The organism is Natrinema amylolyticum, from assembly GCF_020515625.1.
GTDB classification, from domain to species: Archaea; Halobacteriota; Halobacteria; order Halobacteriales; family Natrialbaceae; genus Natrinema; species Natrinema amylolyticum.
This window is the reverse complement of the sequence record NZ_JAIWPJ010000001.1, coordinates 150,484-166,276: the sequence shown is the minus strand read 5'-3', so window position 1 is coordinate 166,276 and position 15,793 is coordinate 150,484. Positions and strand designations below refer to the sequence as shown.

Annotated in this window: 16 protein-coding genes and 1 tRNA gene; 11 read left to right on the top strand and 6 right to left on the bottom strand. The window is 65.1% G+C overall.

Going from position 1 to position 15,793, the window contains the following annotated elements; translation table 11 throughout:
• Nucleotides 1-173 precede the first annotated feature (173 nt).
• The 3 genes from LDH66_RS00890 (at nt 174) to LDH66_RS00880 (ending at nt 4,752) form a co-directional block, all read left to right on the top strand.
• Entirely contained in the window at nt 174-1,769 is a 1,596-nt protein-coding gene (locus LDH66_RS00890; RefSeq protein ID WP_226479202.1) for a fatty acid--CoA ligase, read from the top strand.
• 1,103 nt (nt 1,770-2,872) lie between these two features.
• Nucleotides 2,873-3,958 (top strand): glutamate--cysteine ligase, encoded by a 1,086-nt coding sequence (locus LDH66_RS00885; RefSeq protein ID WP_226479201.1) that lies wholly within the window; start codon nt 2,873-2,875, stop codon nt 3,956-3,958.
• 104 nt (nt 3,959-4,062) lie between these two features.
• A complete protein-coding gene (locus LDH66_RS00880) occupies nt 4,063-4,752 on the top strand; it encodes a helix-turn-helix domain-containing protein (RefSeq protein WP_226479200.1) in 690 nt (229 codons plus the stop codon).
• A gap of 23 nt (nt 4,753-4,775) precedes the next feature.
• Here the strand turns inward: LDH66_RS00880 and LDH66_RS00875 are convergent, their stop codons facing one another.
• Nucleotides 4,776-5,900: a M24 family metallopeptidase gene (locus tag LDH66_RS00875; protein WP_226479199.1), complete on the bottom strand. Its 1,125-nt coding sequence runs from the start codon at nt 5,898-5,900 to the stop codon at nt 4,776-4,778.
• A 503-nt stretch (nt 5,901-6,403) separates the two neighbouring features.
• Here LDH66_RS00875 and LDH66_RS00870 point away from each other — a divergent pair.
• Together LDH66_RS00870 and LDH66_RS00865 are read left to right on the top strand one after the other, a co-directional pair.
• Nucleotides 6,404-7,108: a ferritin-like domain-containing protein gene (locus tag LDH66_RS00870; RefSeq protein WP_226479198.1), complete on the top strand. Its 705-nt coding sequence runs from the start codon at nt 6,404-6,406 to the stop codon at nt 7,106-7,108.
• Nucleotides 7,109-7,272: 164 nt separating this feature from the next.
• Nucleotides 7,273-8,151, top strand: a complete 879-nt coding sequence (locus tag LDH66_RS00865; protein WP_226479197.1) for a COX15/CtaA family protein — start codon at nt 7,273-7,275, stop codon at nt 8,149-8,151.
• 45 nt (nt 8,152-8,196) lie between these two features.
• Here the strand turns inward: LDH66_RS00865 and LDH66_RS00860 are convergent, their stop codons facing one another.
• Nucleotides 8,197-8,688, bottom strand: coding sequence for a metal-dependent hydrolase (locus LDH66_RS00860; RefSeq protein WP_226479196.1), 492 nt, complete (start codon nt 8,686-8,688; stop codon nt 8,197-8,199).
• 148 nt (nt 8,689-8,836) lie between these two features.
• On the opposite strand from LDH66_RS00860, the gene LDH66_RS00855 reads away from it, so the two are divergent.
• Nucleotides 8,837-9,469, top strand: a complete 633-nt coding sequence (locus LDH66_RS00855) for a uracil-DNA glycosylase family protein (protein ID WP_226479195.1) — start codon at nt 8,837-8,839, stop codon at nt 9,467-9,469.
• Nucleotides 9,470-9,481: 12 nt separating this feature from the next.
• Here the strand turns inward: LDH66_RS00855 and LDH66_RS00850 are convergent, their stop codons facing one another.
• Nucleotides 9,482-9,787 carry a cupin domain-containing protein gene (locus LDH66_RS00850; RefSeq protein WP_226479194.1) on the bottom strand — a complete coding sequence of 102 codons (306 nt, stop codon included), beginning with the start codon at nt 9,785-9,787 and terminating at the stop codon, nt 9,482-9,484.
• A gap of 330 nt (nt 9,788-10,117) precedes the next feature.
• Here LDH66_RS00850 and LDH66_RS00845 point away from each other — a divergent pair, with 330 nt between their 5' ends.
• Nucleotides 10,118-11,275: a multicopper oxidase domain-containing protein gene (locus LDH66_RS00845; protein ID WP_226479193.1), complete on the top strand. Its 1,158-nt coding sequence runs from the start codon at nt 10,118-10,120 to the stop codon at nt 11,273-11,275.
• 133 nt (nt 11,276-11,408) lie between these two features.
• Here LDH66_RS00845 and LDH66_RS00840 read toward each other — a convergent pair whose 3' ends face one another.
• Nucleotides 11,409-11,669: a MarR family transcriptional regulator gene (locus LDH66_RS00840; RefSeq protein ID WP_226479192.1), complete on the bottom strand. Its 261-nt coding sequence runs from the start codon at nt 11,667-11,669 to the stop codon at nt 11,409-11,411.
• Nucleotides 11,666-12,643, bottom strand: coding sequence for a transcription initiation factor IIB (locus LDH66_RS00835; protein ID WP_226479191.1), 978 nt, complete (start codon nt 12,641-12,643; stop codon nt 11,666-11,668). The genes LDH66_RS00840 and LDH66_RS00835 overlap by 4 nt, the downstream gene beginning before the upstream one ends.
• 192 nt (nt 12,644-12,835) lie before the next feature.
• On the opposite strand from LDH66_RS00835, the gene LDH66_RS00830 reads away from it, so the two are divergent.
• Nucleotides 12,836-13,255 (top strand): DUF5830 family protein, encoded by a 420-nt coding sequence (locus LDH66_RS00830; RefSeq protein ID WP_226479190.1) that lies wholly within the window; start codon nt 12,836-12,838, stop codon nt 13,253-13,255.
• Between the two features lie 2 nt (nt 13,256-13,257).
• Here the strand turns inward: LDH66_RS00830 and LDH66_RS00825 are convergent, their stop codons facing one another.
• The gene (locus LDH66_RS00825) at nt 13,258-14,424 is read right to left on the bottom strand and encodes a DUF7115 domain-containing protein (RefSeq protein ID WP_226479189.1); all 1,167 of its coding nucleotides are present in this window, start codon (nt 14,422-14,424) and stop codon (nt 13,258-13,260) included.
• Nucleotides 14,425-14,526: 102 nt separating this feature from the next.
• On the opposite strand from LDH66_RS00825, the gene LDH66_RS00820 reads away from it, so the two are divergent.
• The 3 genes from LDH66_RS00820 (at nt 14,527) to LDH66_RS00810 (ending at nt 15,775) form a co-directional block, all read left to right on the top strand.
• A tRNA-Met gene (locus tag LDH66_RS00820) sits at nt 14,527-14,677 on the top strand.
• Nucleotides 14,678-14,975: 298 nt separating this feature from the next.
• Nucleotides 14,976-15,197 (top strand): hypothetical protein, encoded by a 222-nt coding sequence (locus LDH66_RS00815; protein WP_226479188.1) that lies wholly within the window; start codon nt 14,976-14,978, stop codon nt 15,195-15,197.
• A complete protein-coding gene (locus tag LDH66_RS00810) occupies nt 15,194-15,775 on the top strand; it encodes a hypothetical protein (RefSeq protein ID WP_226479187.1) in 582 nt (193 codons plus the stop codon). The genes LDH66_RS00815 and LDH66_RS00810 overlap by 4 nt, the downstream gene beginning before the upstream one ends.
• Nucleotides 15,776-15,793: the final 18 nt, after the last annotated feature.

The window sequence follows — 15,793 nt, the reverse complement described above, 5'->3', positions numbered from 1 at the left end:
TTCGGAGGGGCTCGAGCGGTGGCTCCCCACAGTCGGCGTCGAAACACGGTTCGGGGCACCGCTCGCGTCCATCGCCGAGTCGAACACACCGACAGTATTCCGTCGAGCCGCAATGGCGAACGGTAATTGGTCCAATAACAAATATAAACTACTCCGTAGTAGATTGTCGCGGTATGTCAGAACATCCCACGATAGGCGACACCCTCGAGGGGACGGTCGATCGCCATCCCGAGCGCGACGCGATAATCTATCCGCGCAAGGACCAGCGGTGGACCTACGCCGAGTTCGACGAGCGGGTGAATCGGCTGGCCAACGCCCTGCTCGAGGCCGGCATCGAGACGGGAGACAGGGTCGCGACGGTGCTGTACAACGGGTCGGAGATGGCGCTCACCGTCTACGCGTGCGCGAAGATCGGTGCCGTCTTCACCCCGCTGAACTTCCGGTTGCCGTCGGGCGAGATCGAGTACATCGTCAACGACGCCGAGGCCAAGATGGTGCTCTTCGAGTCCGACACGCGGGAGGCGGTCGAGGGGGCCCGCCCGAGCCTCGAGACAGTCTCGGAGTACGTCTATATCGACGACGACCGCGAGGAGGGACCCGAGTACGCGACGGGATTCTACGAGCTGCTCGAGTCGGGCTCGGCCGACCGACCGGACGTTCGCGTCGACGAGGACGACGTGTACGCCTTCATATACACGTCGGGGACGACGGGCCGGCCGAAGGGGGTCGTCCACGAGCACCGGAACATGGTGGAACACAACCTCCTGTGTATCGCGGAGATGAACCTCACCCGCGACGACGTCGGGCTGTCGATGATGCCGCTGTATCACTGCGCCGAACTCCACTGTAACCTGTTCGCGCGAGTCCATCGCGGCGCGGCGAACGTCATCCATCACGAGTTCGAACCCGAGGCGGTGCTTGAGGCGGTCGAGGACCACGGCGTGACGGTCCTCTTCGCGGCTCCGACGGCCTGGAACGCGCTCTCGATGACCGCCGCCGAGTCGGCCGCCGACGTCTCCTCGCTCCGGCTCGGACTCTACGGCGCGGCCCCGATGCCCGAACAGGTACTCGAGAACTGCATGGAACACCTCTGCGAGGACTACGTCCAGGCGTACGGGATGACCGAACTCGGGCCCGCCGCCGTCTTCCAGTCGGCGGCCGACCAGCTCCCGAAACAGGGATCGGCCGGACTGCCCGGACTCAATCACCGCCTTCGCATCGTCGAACCCGACGCGGAGCCGGACCGGGAGGTCGAGGACGGTGAGATCGGCGAAATCCTGCTCGCCAGCCCGTGTACGATGCGGGAGTACTGGAACCGTCCCGAGGCGACCGCGGAGTCGCTGCGCGAGGCCGACGGGACGACCTGGTACTACACGGGCGATCTGGGCTACCGCGACGACGACGGCTACCTCTACGTCGTCGACCGGAAGGACGACATGATCGTCTCCGGCGGCGAGAACGTCTACCCCGCCGAGGTCGAGGACGCGCTGTTCGCACACGACGCCGTCGAAGAGGCGGCCGTCGTCGGCGAACCCGACGACGAGTGGGGCGAACAGGTCGTCGCCTACGTCGTCGCCGGCGAGGACGTCGACGCGACCGACCTCGACTCGTTCGTCCTCGAGAGCGACCGGCTCGCCGACTTCAAGCGGCCCCGAACCTACTACTTCGTCGACGAACTCCCCAAGAACCCCAGCGGCAAGATCCAGAAGTTCAAGCTCCGCGAGGACGAGGCGGGCCTCGAGCCCGAGTCCGAAACGGTCGCGTCCTGAACGCCACCGACGTGGGGTCCGATGACCGCCGCGGACCACCCCGAGATCGTCGCGCGACTGAAGTAATCCGTCGGTGTCGTTATCCACGACCGCTCGACAACTGGGTCTCCGATCTCCTCGCGGGACGCTCCCGGTCCGGCGGGCGATCAATCGGCCGGACTCGGGGAACCGCCGGCTCCCAGATACCGACGACCGCTCGGCGTGAGTCGATACACTCCACAGCTCTCGGTCGTAACGTATCCCCGTCGGAACAGGCGCGTACAACACTGTTCGATCCGGTAGGGGTGAGCATCGGTTCGTTCGGCGATGGTCCCCGTGTGGAGGGGACCGTCCCGTTTCAGAAGTTCGATGATTTGTGCGTCCATTTCGCGGCTATCTTGGATTGTCGGCTCCGTCGGAAAATACCCATCGATCCGCGGTACAGCGTTTACAGCCGTTCGTATCTCGCCCTCCGACCGCCGAATTCTCGATTATCTTTCGTGGGTGGTACAACCGGATTGTGATTATAATATGGCATACATAGGAACGATCGAGTCGGCCTCGGTCGAACAGAGTATCGCGATGACTGTCGCGGCAGGGGCGAAATCGGGATCGGCGGCGTCGCGCGACGGGAATCGCGACACCGATCGGTCGGCCGACTCTCGAGCGGTCGCTCAGAGGAGCACCGGAGACCGACACGACTGTAGAGACGGATGGCGTGACGACACCGGCGTATTTCGCGAACTCGAACCGATCGAATCCGGGAGTCGAAAGGGTGCCGACGAAGACGAAGCCGTGCCGGGTGAAAGAGCCGCGGACCGCTCGAGACTCGGGCGCTAATCGTGTCCCCCGCCGCGTGAGGGGTATCCGATGTCGCGATTCCGAAACCGATCGCCGCGGCCGAACGCTCCCGTTCGACGTCAGAGATACCGAACGCGAGTACGGACCCAGCGGGAAATAGACTGTGTCGAGCGCTCGTCAGTACGAACGGGTTTCGAGACGCAGTGTCCGGTAGACGCCCGCATAACCGGCCGGATCGTCCGCGAACGGCAATCGATCCGGGGTTCGGACGAGCGGTTCCGACTCCAAACCGTATTTACTATCGGCGACGAAAGCACGTCACGATGGAACGCGGGTCGCGAGAATCGTTTACGCGCATGGGTACGCTGGGGATCGAGGAGGAGTGTTTCGTCGTCGACGACGACGGTCGCCCCACCAGCGGGACCGACGAACTCGTCTACGAACACGACCCCCCCGAGATCCTCGAGGGCCGCCTGGACCACGAACTGTTCAAGTTCGTCATCGAGACCCAGACGCCGCTGATCGAGACTCCCGACGACGCCCGCGACTCGCTGCTCGAGATCCGGAAGGCGCTGGTCGAGCACGCCGAGGCTCACGGCTACCACATCGCCGCCGCCGGCCTCCACCCGCTCGCGAAGTGGCGCGAACTCGAGCACGCGGAGAAACCCCGGTACCGCTCGCAACTCGACCGCATTCAGTACCCCCAGCACCGGAACACGACCGCGGGGGTCCACGTTCACGTCGGCGTCGACGACGCCGACAAGGCGGTCTGGATCGCCAACGAACTGCGGTGGTACGTACCGATCATGCTCGCGCTGTCGGCGAACTCGCCGTACTGGAACGGGTTCGACACGGGCCTCCAGTCCGCCCGCGCGAAGATCTTCGAGGCGCTGCCGAACACAGGCATGCCGACCTACTTCGAGGACTTCGAGGCGTTCGACCGGTTCGAGCGGCGGATGCTCGAGACCGAGTCGATCAACGACCGCGGCGAACTCTGGTACGACGTCCGCCCGCACACGGCCCACGGTACCGTCGAACTCCGCACCCCGGACGGCCAGGCGGACCCCGAGATCGTGCTCGCGTTCGTCGAGTACGCTCACGCGCTCGTCGAGGCCCTCGCGGAGGCGTACGAGGACGGTACGAACGGCCACCGCCACCGCCGGGAACTGCTCGACGAGAACAAGTGGCGGGCCATCCGCTACGGTCAGAACGCCTCGTTCATTGACCGCGACCTCGAGGGAACCGTCGACCTCGGCGAACTCGTCGACCGGGAGTGCGAGCGGTTGGGCATCGACGGCATCAGAGACGTCTACGAGCGGGAGAGCGGCGCGGATCGACAGCGCCGCCTGCTCGAGGACGAGGGGCCCGACGCGCTGTGCGAATCGCTGCGCTTGGAACACGAACGCTGATTCTCACCGACCGTCCTCGATCGACCGAGTCGATCGCTCCGATACCGTCACCACCCCACAAAGGTTTAACTCCGCTCGAGGCCTCATCCTGTACGAGTAGACACATGAGTTCCGATGACACTGACGAGGGCCCGGTCGACGGTACGGACGATCGAGACGAATCGCTCGAGGGACCGGACGAGTTCGTCGACCACGACGGGGACACCGTGGGTCGCAGCCCGACCGTCGAGGAGCTCGACCAGCGGATCGTCGACCTGCTCTCATGGATCCTGGACACGGAGACCCGCGCGAAGATCTACGTGTACCTGTTGGCGAACCCCGGCAGCACCTCCGAGGAGGTCGCGAAGGGGACCGGCCTCTATCCCAGCACCGTCCGCGAGGCGCTCGCGGAACTCCACGAGGAGGAGCGCGTCACCCGAGAGAAACGGGCGAACGAGGGTGCCGGAAACAACCCCTACGAGTACACGGCGATCCAGCCCAGTGACCTCGTCGGCGGCGTCGTCGATCAGGTCCAGCGGGAACTGAACACCATCTTCACGCTCGATCGGGTCCTCGACCGCGAGGCCGAACGCGAGCCCAGCACCGAGTTCGACGACGACGTCGAACCGGTCAAGATCACCGTCGACGACACGGCACCGACGAGGGGCGACGAATCCAAACCGGACGAGGAGCCCGACACCGACGACGACGCCGACGTCATCGAGTTCGAGGACGACATGCAGATCGATACGGTCGACGAGGAGGAAGCGGACGGCGACGGCGACGATTCCGACGCGCGACCGGACGACGAGTAGGCCGCGTCAGTCGTCCGTTTTCGTCACTCGTCGAGTTCGAGGATACCGTGTCGCTCGAGCTCGAGATCGTACTCGACCGCGTCGACGGTCGTCGTCGGCCAGCGCCCCGTGGTCGTCAGCACCTCGCTGTCGTCGTCAGTGACGAGCACCGTATCTTCGCTTTTCGCGCCCTGTACCGTCGGGTTCCACGCGTAGGCCATCGGCGCTTCGACCGGCGCGTCGTGGCCCGGCGTGGCGATCCACTCTCGCCCGGCGAACCCGGCCGCACCGCCCTGATGGTGGTTCTCCCACTCGCCCTCGTAGCCGACCGCGCCGTAGGCGTCCTGGACGGCGGCGAAGACGTCGCCGGCGGTTCCGGCGCTGTCGCCCCCGTCGTCGCCGTTCGCGGCCGCGGCTCGCGTCGCCGCGAGCGCCGTCGTTTCGACGCGAGCCGCAGCCTCGTGGCGCTCCGTCAGCCACGACGGGGGATCGAACGCGACGGTCCGGGTACAGCTCGCGTGGAGGCCGGCCCGCTCGGCGGTGACGGAGACGAGCGCGTAGTCGCCGAGTTCGGCCTCGGTCGGGGTGTAGTGGCGATATTGCTGGACCCGCTCCGAGCCGCCGACGAGCACGACGGGGGCCTCGATCTCTCGAGCGGAGAGGGCGATCCGCAGCGCCGACGCGACCTCGTGTTCCGTATCGCCGGACTGTAGTTCCCGACAGACGGACTCGACGGCGGCCGCCGTCTGTTCGCCGAGCTCGCGGTACCGCTCGCGATCGCACTCGGTCAGCGGCTGGCGCAACGGCGTCGGATCGACGCGCTCGAGGCCGGGGACGTCAATATCGGCGGCGGCTCGCTCGTCGCTCCCGACGGAGTCGGCGACAGCCTCGGCCAGCGACGACGCGTACCAGGGGAACTGCTCCACCGAGACCTCGCTCGCCTCGAGGTCGGGAAGTTCCTCCGTGACGATGCGGTCGGCTTCGATAGAGTTCGTCACGAGGGTCACGTCGTCGCCGTCGTACCCCACCGCAGCGACGCCGGTCTCGCTCTCGCGGTCGATGACGCTATTCCCGCCGGTGAGCCACGCAAACGAGTTCGGCCGGGCGAACCAGACCGAATCGAGATCGTGAGACTCGAGGGTGGCCTCGAGTCGCTCGCGTTTGTCCATGTCAGGTGCTGGCGAGGGCGGGTCTTGAAAGCGGCGAACGCCGAGTCGTCGATCGTCGTGACTATCGAGGGGAACGTCCGTGATCGACCGTCTGCCGGGATCGGTTCGGCGGCCGTACGTCTCTCTTACTCGCGGTCGTTTCGAACTCGCGTGGCACCGATGGGTTCGACTCACCGCTCATCGCGCAGTCGGTACCGTCCTCCGAATCGTGACGAACTGGCCCTTCAGCCGGTCTACAGGGGTCCTATCGCTTCGCTACAAGTGTCACCCATCCGACTGACCAGAGTACGGACAACTTTCAGACGGTCACGTCGCCACGACCTCCGCAAGATAGAGGGGATCTCAGCGGACCCGAGACGGCCTATTTCTCCCATTCACTCCACATAAATACTCTGCCTAACGGGAAAATAAATCTGAATACGAAAGTGTACGTTGGACACCGAAACGATTCCCCGATGTTTAGCGCTGATTCGCGGAAGTCGGAGACGGGTACTACCCACAATATGACTGACGACAATTCAGATCGATTCGACCTCGGTCGGCGACCCGTCCTCGGTGGGCTCGCCGGAGCATTGGCAACGGGTGCCGTCGGAACCGCGGCGGCGGGCGGCGATCAACACGACGGAACCGACGACGATGCAGTCCGAGACGAGCCGGCGGATGCACCGCCTGAAGCGGTCCCTAACGAATTCGAAAACGACATTGAGATCCTCAATTACGCGCTCACGCTGGAGTACCTGGAAGCGGTGTTCTACACGCGCGGCATTCGCAACATCGACGAGGCGGCCCTCGAACAGCAGTTCGAGGGGTGGGGGCCGATTCAGGATCAGGTCATGAACCGGCTCCGCGTCGTTCGAGACCACGAAATAACGCACGTGGAAACCCTCCGACAGACGATAGAGTCGCTGGGCGGGGACCCGGTCCAGAGTCCGGAGTTCGACTTCGGAACGGCCGTGCAAGACCCGGCGGAGTTCATCGCCACTGCCGCCACGCTCGAGGACGTCGGCGTCTCGGCGTACGCCGGGGCGGCACCGTATATCGAAACGGTCGAACTCGTCCCACCGGCGCTCAGCATCCACAGCGTCGAGGCACGACACGCCTCGTTCCTGCGGGAACTGAACGGCGAAATCGGCTTCCCGATGGCCTTCGACCAGCCGCGATCCCGCTCGGAGGTCCTGGAACTGGCGAGCGGCTTCATCGTCGAATAGAGACACGCACCCGCCTCGTGTGGTATTTTTTCTCTGGGCCACCCGTCACTCGAGCACTGCCTGCGATACGACCGTCCGCGAGGGCGACGAGGTCGCGATTCCCGTCACACTGCATAACTCGGTCAACATAAGTACGGGCCGTCCCAACCTCCGACAGAACGCCCGTGTCGTACGATAATCACACGCCCGACTCGAGGTTTCGGTCGCTGATCGATCGGTTCGGTTTTCCCCACCTACTGAGTGCGACGCTCATCCTGGTCGCGGCGACGATCTTGCTCGGTATCGCGGCGAAGGCGACGGGCTCCGGGCTGGCCTGTGAGGCCAACTGGCCGCAGTGCGACGCCGGGCCGTACAACTTGTTGCCGGGGAGTCTGCCGAGTTTCTACGAGTGGTTCCACCGCTTCGTGGCGATGTTCGCCGGCTTCGCTATCATCGGCTCCGCGCTCGCGGCCTGGCGACTGCCCGACGTCGACCGCCGCATCGCCGGACTGGTCGTCCTCGGGATGGTGCTGACACCGATTCAGGTCGCGCTCGGCCGCGAAACCGTCCAGCAGTACACGATGAACATCCTCTCGCTGCACTTCTGGACGGCCGTCCTCATCTTCACGCTGTTCCTCGTCGCCACCGTTCTGGTCTGGGCACCGCGACTGACGGGAACGCACGTCACTGGCGCGCTCGCGCTCGGAATCGTCGCGCTGCCCGCACACGTCGTCCTCAGTCCGGTCGTCGGCTCCGAAATCTCCACGTACTCGCCGACGATGCAGATGGCACAGTACGGCGTAACGCTGACGCTGTTGGGTGCGGCCATCGTCGCGACGATGGTCGGTCGCCGTCGCTTTACCGGTCGTGCCCTCGCGCCGTTGCTCGCGGCACCGCCGCTCGTAATCGGTGTCCTCTTTTTCGGCCGTCAGGCGGTCAACCCGGCGCTCGAGGTCCCCTATCTCGTGGCCGCCGCCGCGCTCTTCGTGACGTTCGTCGCCGGACTCGCGCTCACTCGCGGCGAAAGTGCCTCGAGCGGGACGGCCGACGCGCTCTCGCGGTAGCGCCGGGCCGCCGAGATTCGATTCGGCCGAACTCGCAGGTGAGACTCAGCCGAGCGTGACGACGAGCGCGGTCCCGGTGAGGACAGCGACGAGACCGAGACCGAACAGCCCGTAGTTGGCGATCGGGTTCGCCGCCGTCGTCAGGTCGGCGGAGTAGCGCCGGCGCGAGAGCGGCCAGAACGGCCGGATTCCCATCGGCGTCAGTGCGTCGACGAGGAGGTGGGAGCCGATCGAGACGACGCCGACGAGAAACGCGAGGGAGACGAAGCCCGCGTCGGCGAACGCGGAGGGGGCATCGACGAGGACGGCGGCCAGGGCGGCGAGTCCGGCACCGACGAGCAGCGCGAACGGGGCCGTGTGGGTCGGACCGCGGTGGTCGATCAGCGGCAGTCGGTGATCGCAGTCGGGAAGCGTCGACAGACCCACGCAGACGAGGCCGCTGACGATCGCGACCTCCGCGTGACCCACCAGTGAAACGGCGGTGCCGACCGGCGCGTACGCCAGGAGTGCACCACCGTAGTGCCCCACCTGATACATGTGTAACATGAACTGCGAGGTGAATTATAAACCCACCGCCATTCACTTCACTGCCCCGAACGACCGGCCGAGCGAAGCGAGGACGGGACGCTCCGGTCGGTCCGCCGCGACCGTCGGAGTTTTGATCACGGATCGCTTCCCTCCGTGCGTGCAAAACGTCACCGACAGGACGAGTAATCCGTTCGGGCTGCGACCGCCGTTCGACCGCTCCGACCCCGGCGACCGGGCGGCCGTCTTCGGCTACGGTGACGCCAACGCCGACTTCCACGTTGTCGGCGACTATCCCGGCGTCCACGGCGGCGAAACCACCGGCGTTCCGTTCACCGAAACCGAAGACGGACTCGGGATCCAAGCGGTCTTTCGTGAACTCGGCTTCGCGAGCGGACCGCAGGACGGGCCCGTCCTCGAGAACTGCTTCTGGAGCTACGTTCACATGTGCGCGCTCCCGGCGGGACGGTCACCGACCGACGAGGAGTACGCCGACCTCGAGCGCTTCTTCGACGCCGAACTCCGGGCGATCAACGCTCACATCCTGCTGCCGGTCGGCGCTCGCGCGACCGATCACGTCCTCCGGGAGTACACGACCCAACGCCGTCGGTTCGACCTCGACATGGCGTCGCTCCACGCCCGCGACATCCGCGGGCGGGGATTCATGGTAGTCCCGATTCAGGAACCGGTCGAGTGGGTCGACGGCGACCGCGACGCCATCGTCTCGAAGCTTGAGGCGGTGCTCGCGAGCGATTACCGGCAGACGAAAGGCGTCGCGACGACGGTGGGCTGATCGGCCGGCGCGCTACGACGCTTCTTTCGGCGCGAAGACGACCAGCGCCGTACTGTCGTCGACCGCGTAGGGAGAGACGTCCTGATCGCCGTCGAACTGAACGACGTCCCCCGGCTCGAGATCGTAGACCTCGTCGCCGAGCGTGAGTTCGATGGCACCGCTGTGGACGTATAGAACGACGTTCGACTCCGGATGGCGGTGTTCGGGAACGCGCTCGTCCGCCGCGAGTTGCAAGCGGACCGTTCGGGGGCTGTGTTCTTCGAACACCTCGGCGTGGGGCGCTTCCTCGAGACCGTCGATGGACGTGACGTCGGGCATACCGAAATGGAGACGGGTCGCGGACTTGTACCTGAGGACGAACCGGTTCGGGGAGCCAATGTCGGGCTGGCACGGGCATACTCGAGTTCATTACCCGGACACGGTCTCGAGAGAGTACCGCTACACCGACCGGGTATAGTGTCCTCGATGTGAACCATACCGATAGACGCCGTCGATTCTCGCATCGGAATCCGCCCCGTTTGAGCCTCGCTGTCAGTGGTCGCATGCGGGGTCGTTTAAGTAGTAACGGAGAACATGTTCTCGGGACTTCCCGATTCGTAAGAACCGGCTCGCCCCGTTATACGTCGGCTCTTCTTAGGACCAGTTGTCATGAGTGATCGAATCGGCGCTCCCGGACTGGGGCTATCGCGACGCGAATTCGTTGCTGCGACCGGCGGGGTAGCGGCACTGACCGGCCTGGCCGGTTGTACGAGTCAGGGAACCAAGCAGGACACGCAGCCGGCTGAGTCGTCCGAGGGGGCGTCGGACTCGTCGGAACCCGAACTCCCGTGGACGAGCGCTCCGGAGGTCGTCCAGGTCGACGAGCAGGGCGGCAGCGTGACGCTGCAGTCGGTGACGGCCCAGCACGCCGTCCATCCGATGGATTCGATGGGCGGTCCGGTGGAACTCCCGCAGGTCTGGGCGTTCAAGGCAGACGACGGACAACCGAGCGTTCCCGGGCCGATCCTCCGGACGACCGAGGGCAACGATATCGAGGTGACGCTCGACAACACGGGCAACGACCACCCCCACACGCTGCACTTCCACGGCGCACAGAAGACCTGGGAGAACGACGGCGTGCCCACGACGACGGGCATCACGGTCAACCCCGGCGAGAAACACACCTACACGATTCCGGCGAACGTCCCGGGGACCCACCTCTACCACTGTCACTACCAGACCCACCGACACATCGACATGGGGATGTACGGCATCTTCCGCGTCGATCCAAAGGGATACGAGCCCGCGGACAAGGAGTATTTCTTCACCCTAAAGGACTGGGACTCCCGCGTGAACCGGCAGATCGCGGGCGAAGACGTCGACTACAGTCCTCGCAACCGCAACCCCGACGTGTTCACGATCAACGGGAAGAGCCTCCCGCGGACGCTCCACCCCGAAGAGGGATCGCCGATCATCGTCGACCACGGCGACACCGTCCGCCTTCACATGGTCAACGCGGGCTACATGTCCCACCCGATGCACACGCACAACCACCGGTTCCGCCTCGTCGAGAAAGACGGCGGGCAGATCCCCGAGGCGGCCCAGTACGAACAGGACGTCACGAACATCGCGCCCGCGGAACGGCACACCGTCGAGTTCGAGGCCAATGCCGACCCCGGCATCTACCTCATGCACTGCCACAAGGTCAGTCACGCGATGAACGGGGAGTCCTATCCCGGCGGAATGGTCAACGGCATCGTCTACCGCGATGCGATGGACACCGACGTCTTCGCCGACCTCATGGAGTACGCCGGCTACGAGGACTGAGCTCGGACCGGAATCGAACGAAAACAAATCTCACGGCGGGATTCCGTCCGATCGGACGGCGACACGGCGATCCACTGGAACACGACGACCGGTATACGTATCCTGACTACTGCCGCCCGCAGTCGCGGTGATATCAGATCCGTCCTTCCGTCTCCGGCCGGCTATCTGCGCCGCCGGTCGCCGGTCGCACGTCGAGTCGTCGATTCCCGGCGGCAGTGACCTCGTACCGCCGGCAGCCGATCGATCGAACCGCTTCCTCATCGCGGAGCCGTTCGCAGGCGTGATCGACCGCGACCGGGTGTTCGTCGATCGCCGCGGCGAGATCGACGACGTAGGACGGACCCTCGTCGGCGAGCACCTCGAGAATCGACCGTTCGAGTTCCTCGCGGCTCATCTACGGTCCCGAACCTCTTCGTAGGCGTCCAAGAGCTCTCGATACCGGTTCCTGACCGTCACCGAACTGACGCCGGTCTCCTCGCCGACGGTCGCCTGCGTGACTCGTTCGTTCGTCAGCCGCGCCGCACCGTAGATCGCCGCCGCCGCCAGCCCGGCCGGACTCCGCCCGCTGTGGAGGTCGCGGGCCTTGGCCGCCTCGAGGATCTCCCGAGCCAGCCGCTCGGCGTCGTCGCTGACCGCGAGCGCCGACACGTACTGGGGGAGGTAGTGAATCGGATCGGCGGGTTCGATCCGTAATCCGAGCTCGCTCGAGAGATACCGATACGCGCGCTGGACTGGGAGCTTCTCGACGCGGCTCACCGATTCGAATGCGACGAGCGTTCGGGGGGTGCCGTGTCGCCGAGCGGCCGCGTACAGACAGGCGGTCGCCATCGCCTCGATCGATCGTCCGGGAAGTAGCTCCTCCTCGACGGCGCGACGGTACAGGACGCCGGCGGTTTCGCGACACGGCTCCGGCAGGCCGAGCGCCGACGCCATGCGTTCGATCTCGCCGAAGGCCTGCTTCAGGTTCCGTTCCTGTGCGTTCTTCGAGGTGAACCGCTCGTTCCAGGTCCGCAACCGCTGGAGCCGTTCGCGCTTACGTTCCGAAACCCGGTTGCCGTACGCGTCCTCGTCTCGCCAGCCGATCGTCGTACTCAGACCCTTATCGTGTCTGATCGACGACATCGGCGGACCGACCCGTCGTCGGTCCTCTCCGTCGTCGTCGAGGTGCCGCCACTCGGGGCCGTAATCGATCGCGTCCGCGTCGAGGACGAGCCCGCACTCCGTACACGCTCGTTCGCCGTGTTCCTCGTCGCGGCGGATCGAGCCTGTACATTCCGGACACTCCGACCCCCGCCGCTCGGGGGTGATCTCGCGCTCTCCGTTCCGGGTCGATCCCTCGGCAGCCGTATCGACGGTCGTCTGACTCATTGGTCTCTCTCCGCCGGAGTCATGCTCCGGCCGTGTGATGCCTTCGCTTGGATAGGAGTGGAGCGAAGGTATCAACGGCCGGCGGATTCCCACGGCGTGGGAACGGCCGTCGGCGTTCTTTTCTCTCGGAGTCACCTCGATCGACCGCGAGAGCGACAACGTTTATTCGCACCGAGCCGACAGCACAGACCGATGGCTCACGACGGTGATCGGAACGGAGGCGACGGATCCGACGGCGACCCCGTCCTCGAGGCCGACGACGACCGCGTCGCGCTCGGCCTGGCGCTGCTCGCTCGCCTCGAGCACGAATCGCTCTCGCTCGCCGACGCCGTCGACCGGATCGAGACGGTCACGTCCGATCCGACGGTGACGCGGACGATCCTCGACGAGGCCGAACTCCGCGGGATCATCGAGCGCGACGACGGGATCATCCGGCCGAAGAGTCGCCGGTACGTCCGCTTCGAGCGGGACGTCATCACGAAGGAAGGCGAGTTCTCCTGTCGACGCTGTGGCTCCGGGCTCTCGACGGGCCACTTCATCGATCTCGAGGCCGGCGAACTCGGCCCCTTCGGCTCCTCGTGTATTCGAAAAGTGACCGGCCGGGACGGCTAGCGTTACCGACCCTGCCGGAGTTCCGCGATCAACTGCTCGATCGTCTGCTGTTGTCGCTCGATGAGTTCGCTCTGGCGGTCGACCGCGGCCTCGAGCGCGTCGAGTCGCTCGAGGAGTTCGGGATCGGTCTCGGCCGTGACCGTCGCCCCGTCTGGTTCGGAGTCCGCCGCGACGGCATCGCCAGCGGGCGACGCATTCGTATCGGCGGCCTCGAAAACCGATCCCGTCTCTGCCTCCGCGACGTCCGCCGTGCCGTCGCGATCGGGTGCGCGATCGTCGGTCGCCGACGCCGCCCCCGACGTCGACTGGGTCGATTGACTATCGCTCCCGGCGGCTCTCGCCGTCGCCGAACCGGTATCGGCGGTCGCGGTATCGTCCCTGCTATCGCTCGCGAGCGGATCGGTCGATCCCGTCCCGGTCGTCGGCTCGGTGCTCACGTCGTGATCATCGGGTTCCGGTGGGTCAGCATCGAGCGGATCCACGCCGCCGCCGAAGTCGACCGCCCCCTCACTGGCCGTCGATTCCTCGTCCTCGCCGACCGCCTCGTTGAGTTCCTCGAGCGAGCCGACGTCGTGGTAGTCGAACAGCGCCCGCTTGAGCCGTTCCCGGAGGTCGTTCGCCTGCTCGTTCGGTGCCTTGATCCGCTGCGGTCGACCGTCGGCGGTGAGGACGATCTGCGTGGCGACGCTCCCGTCCTCGAAGTCCAGATTGGTCACGTCACCGAAGTGATACTCCTCGTAATCCCCGTCCCAGACCGCACCGCCGATGTGCTTGACGAGTCGATCGCTCGTGATGATGAGCGTCAACTCGCTGAATCGGTAGGTCTTGACGACCGTCTCGCCCGGATCGGTGATCCCGTTCCCGGTCAACACGCCGGCGAGAACGGGGTGGAGCACATCGTCGGTCTTTCCGCCGGGCACGGTGAAGGACCGCTCGCCGTCGAGGGCGTACTCGAGCGTGAACTTCGTCTTGCGTCGGCCCTCGGAGATGGTCAGCCGGTCGGCATCGTGAGGGAATTCGTCTGCCGATTCGTCGCTCAGGAGTCCGTCGGCGCGATAGACGATCGTCCTCGTGGGAGTGATGAAGAGCTCGTCGTCGCTGCCAAGAGAGACGCGCGCCGCGATCTCCTCGCCATCGAGAGTAGACTGGACGATACCGGGAACGCTCATGCAGCCGATTTCGTAATACCATGTGATAAATCCGTGGGTCCGCGTTGCACGGCGACTCCGAATACAAAGCTTAAAGAAACACACCCCACTACTCGTAATCGAGCCCGGGTGGCTTAGCTGGACATAGCGCCGCACTCATAGGGTTCAGAGATTCGGTGCGGTTTCGCCTTGGAAGCCTCCGTGTCCCTCGAGGACTGCCGAGCCTCGAACCTGGGACATGCGGAGATCGAGGGTTCGGAGCCCTCCCCGGGCACTCATCAAATTCTTTACATGCCCACGTAAGAACCCCCTGTAGTGGGCAGTCTATACCGCAGACTAACGGCGTAGAAGCCCCGAAGACATCAGTTCCAGTTTCTACAGCGTCATCTGATTTATCATCGAATAGCGGAGGTGTCGGAGCGTGAGCGCCGAGAGTGACTACTTCGACCAGCTCCCGACGTGTCCGGAGTGCGGTCGGATCCTCGGCGAGCCGACACGGCTCGAACACGAGCCATCCCGTCGGGAGTGTCCATACTGTCGCCTGATCTTCGACGCTCACGAGGTGTTTCGCCATGTCTGAAGCGGTCTGGGAAGAGCGTCTCGACGAGGCGACGGTCCGTCTCGAGCCCGAAGTAACCGCCGACGTCTGTGCTGAGCGGTACGACGTCGACGATCGCGACGACCTCGAGGAACTGACCAACGCCGCTCTGTGGGAAGCGTTCGACGCTGGCTTCGGCTCGATCTCTCTTGAGGACCTCGATGCGGCGGCAGAGCAGCTGGGGGTGGTCGCATGAGCGCGATTCCTCACTCTCCGGAAGAGGCTCGGGAGTTCCTCGGGAAGCTCAAGGACCGCGTCGATCACCTGTTCGAGGACATCGTTGACCTTGAGGCGACGACCGAAGACCACGAAGAGCGGATCGCCGAACTCGAGGCCGAGAACGAACAGCTTCGCGAACGCGTTGACGAGCTCGAGGCGATCGCCGAGCAAGCGATGGTTGTCGCGAGCGCTGGGCACGATCCCGACGGCGAGTCGAAGGTCGAACGAGCAAAGCGACTCACGCGGAACGAATTGGTTCGTCGGGCCGCGATGGGTGGGCCTGCACGAGACCGCCCCATCACGACGACCCAGGTCAGAGAGATGGCCCGCCCAGAGACCGAGCTCAAGTGGCAGACCGTCAAAGACGGTTGGGCAGATCTTGGCGAGGAATGGCCGTGCTTCCGCGAAACCACGAAAGACGGGACACAAGCGCTGACGGTATCGAGATCGGACATCTCGAAGTCACTCGCCCGTGCCGTCGAAGCCAACTTGGAGCGAGACGATCTCGCCAAGCGACTTGTTGGTGACAACAGAGCAGGAGGGGATCAGGGATGATTTTCTTCCACAGCGGGA

Bases quoted from the DNA above. Each gene is read 5' to 3' on its own strand.
- LDH66_RS00890 (WP_226479202.1), top strand. From the start codon at position 174: ATGTCAGAACATCCCACGATAGGCGACACCCTCGAGGGGACGGTCGAT.
- LDH66_RS00885 (WP_226479201.1), top strand. From the start codon at position 2,873: ATGGAACGCGGGTCGCGAGAATCGTTTACGCGCATGGGTACGCTGGGG.
- LDH66_RS00880 (WP_226479200.1), top strand. From the start codon at position 4,063: ATGAGTTCCGATGACACTGACGAGGGCCCGGTCGACGGTACGGACGAT.
- LDH66_RS00875 (WP_226479199.1), bottom strand. From the start codon at position 5,900: ATGGACAAACGCGAGCGACTCGAGGCCACCCTCGAGTCTCACGATCTC.
- LDH66_RS00870 (WP_226479198.1), top strand. From the start codon at position 6,404: ATGACTGACGACAATTCAGATCGATTCGACCTCGGTCGGCGACCCGTC.
- LDH66_RS00860 (WP_226479196.1), bottom strand. From the start codon at position 8,688: ATGTATCAGGTGGGGCACTACGGTGGTGCACTCCTGGCGTACGCGCCG.
- LDH66_RS00850 (WP_226479194.1), bottom strand. From the start codon at position 9,787: ATGCCCGACGTCACGTCCATCGACGGTCTCGAGGAAGCGCCCCACGCC.
- LDH66_RS00845 (WP_226479193.1), top strand. From the start codon at position 10,118: ATGAGTGATCGAATCGGCGCTCCCGGACTGGGGCTATCGCGACGCGAA.
- LDH66_RS00840 (WP_226479192.1), bottom strand. From the start codon at position 11,669: ATGAGCCGCGAGGAACTCGAACGGTCGATTCTCGAGGTGCTCGCCGAC.
- LDH66_RS00835 (WP_226479191.1), bottom strand. From the start codon at position 12,643: ATGAGTCAGACGACCGTCGATACGGCTGCCGAGGGATCGACCCGGAAC.
- LDH66_RS00830 (WP_226479190.1), top strand. From the start codon at position 12,836: ATGGCTCACGACGGTGATCGGAACGGAGGCGACGGATCCGACGGCGAC.
- LDH66_RS00825 (WP_226479189.1), bottom strand. From the start codon at position 14,424: ATGAGCGTTCCCGGTATCGTCCAGTCTACTCTCGATGGCGAGGAGATC.
- LDH66_RS00815 (WP_226479188.1), top strand. From the start codon at position 14,976: ATGTCTGAAGCGGTCTGGGAAGAGCGTCTCGACGAGGCGACGGTCCGT.
- LDH66_RS00810 (WP_226479187.1), top strand. From the start codon at position 15,194: ATGAGCGCGATTCCTCACTCTCCGGAAGAGGCTCGGGAGTTCCTCGGG.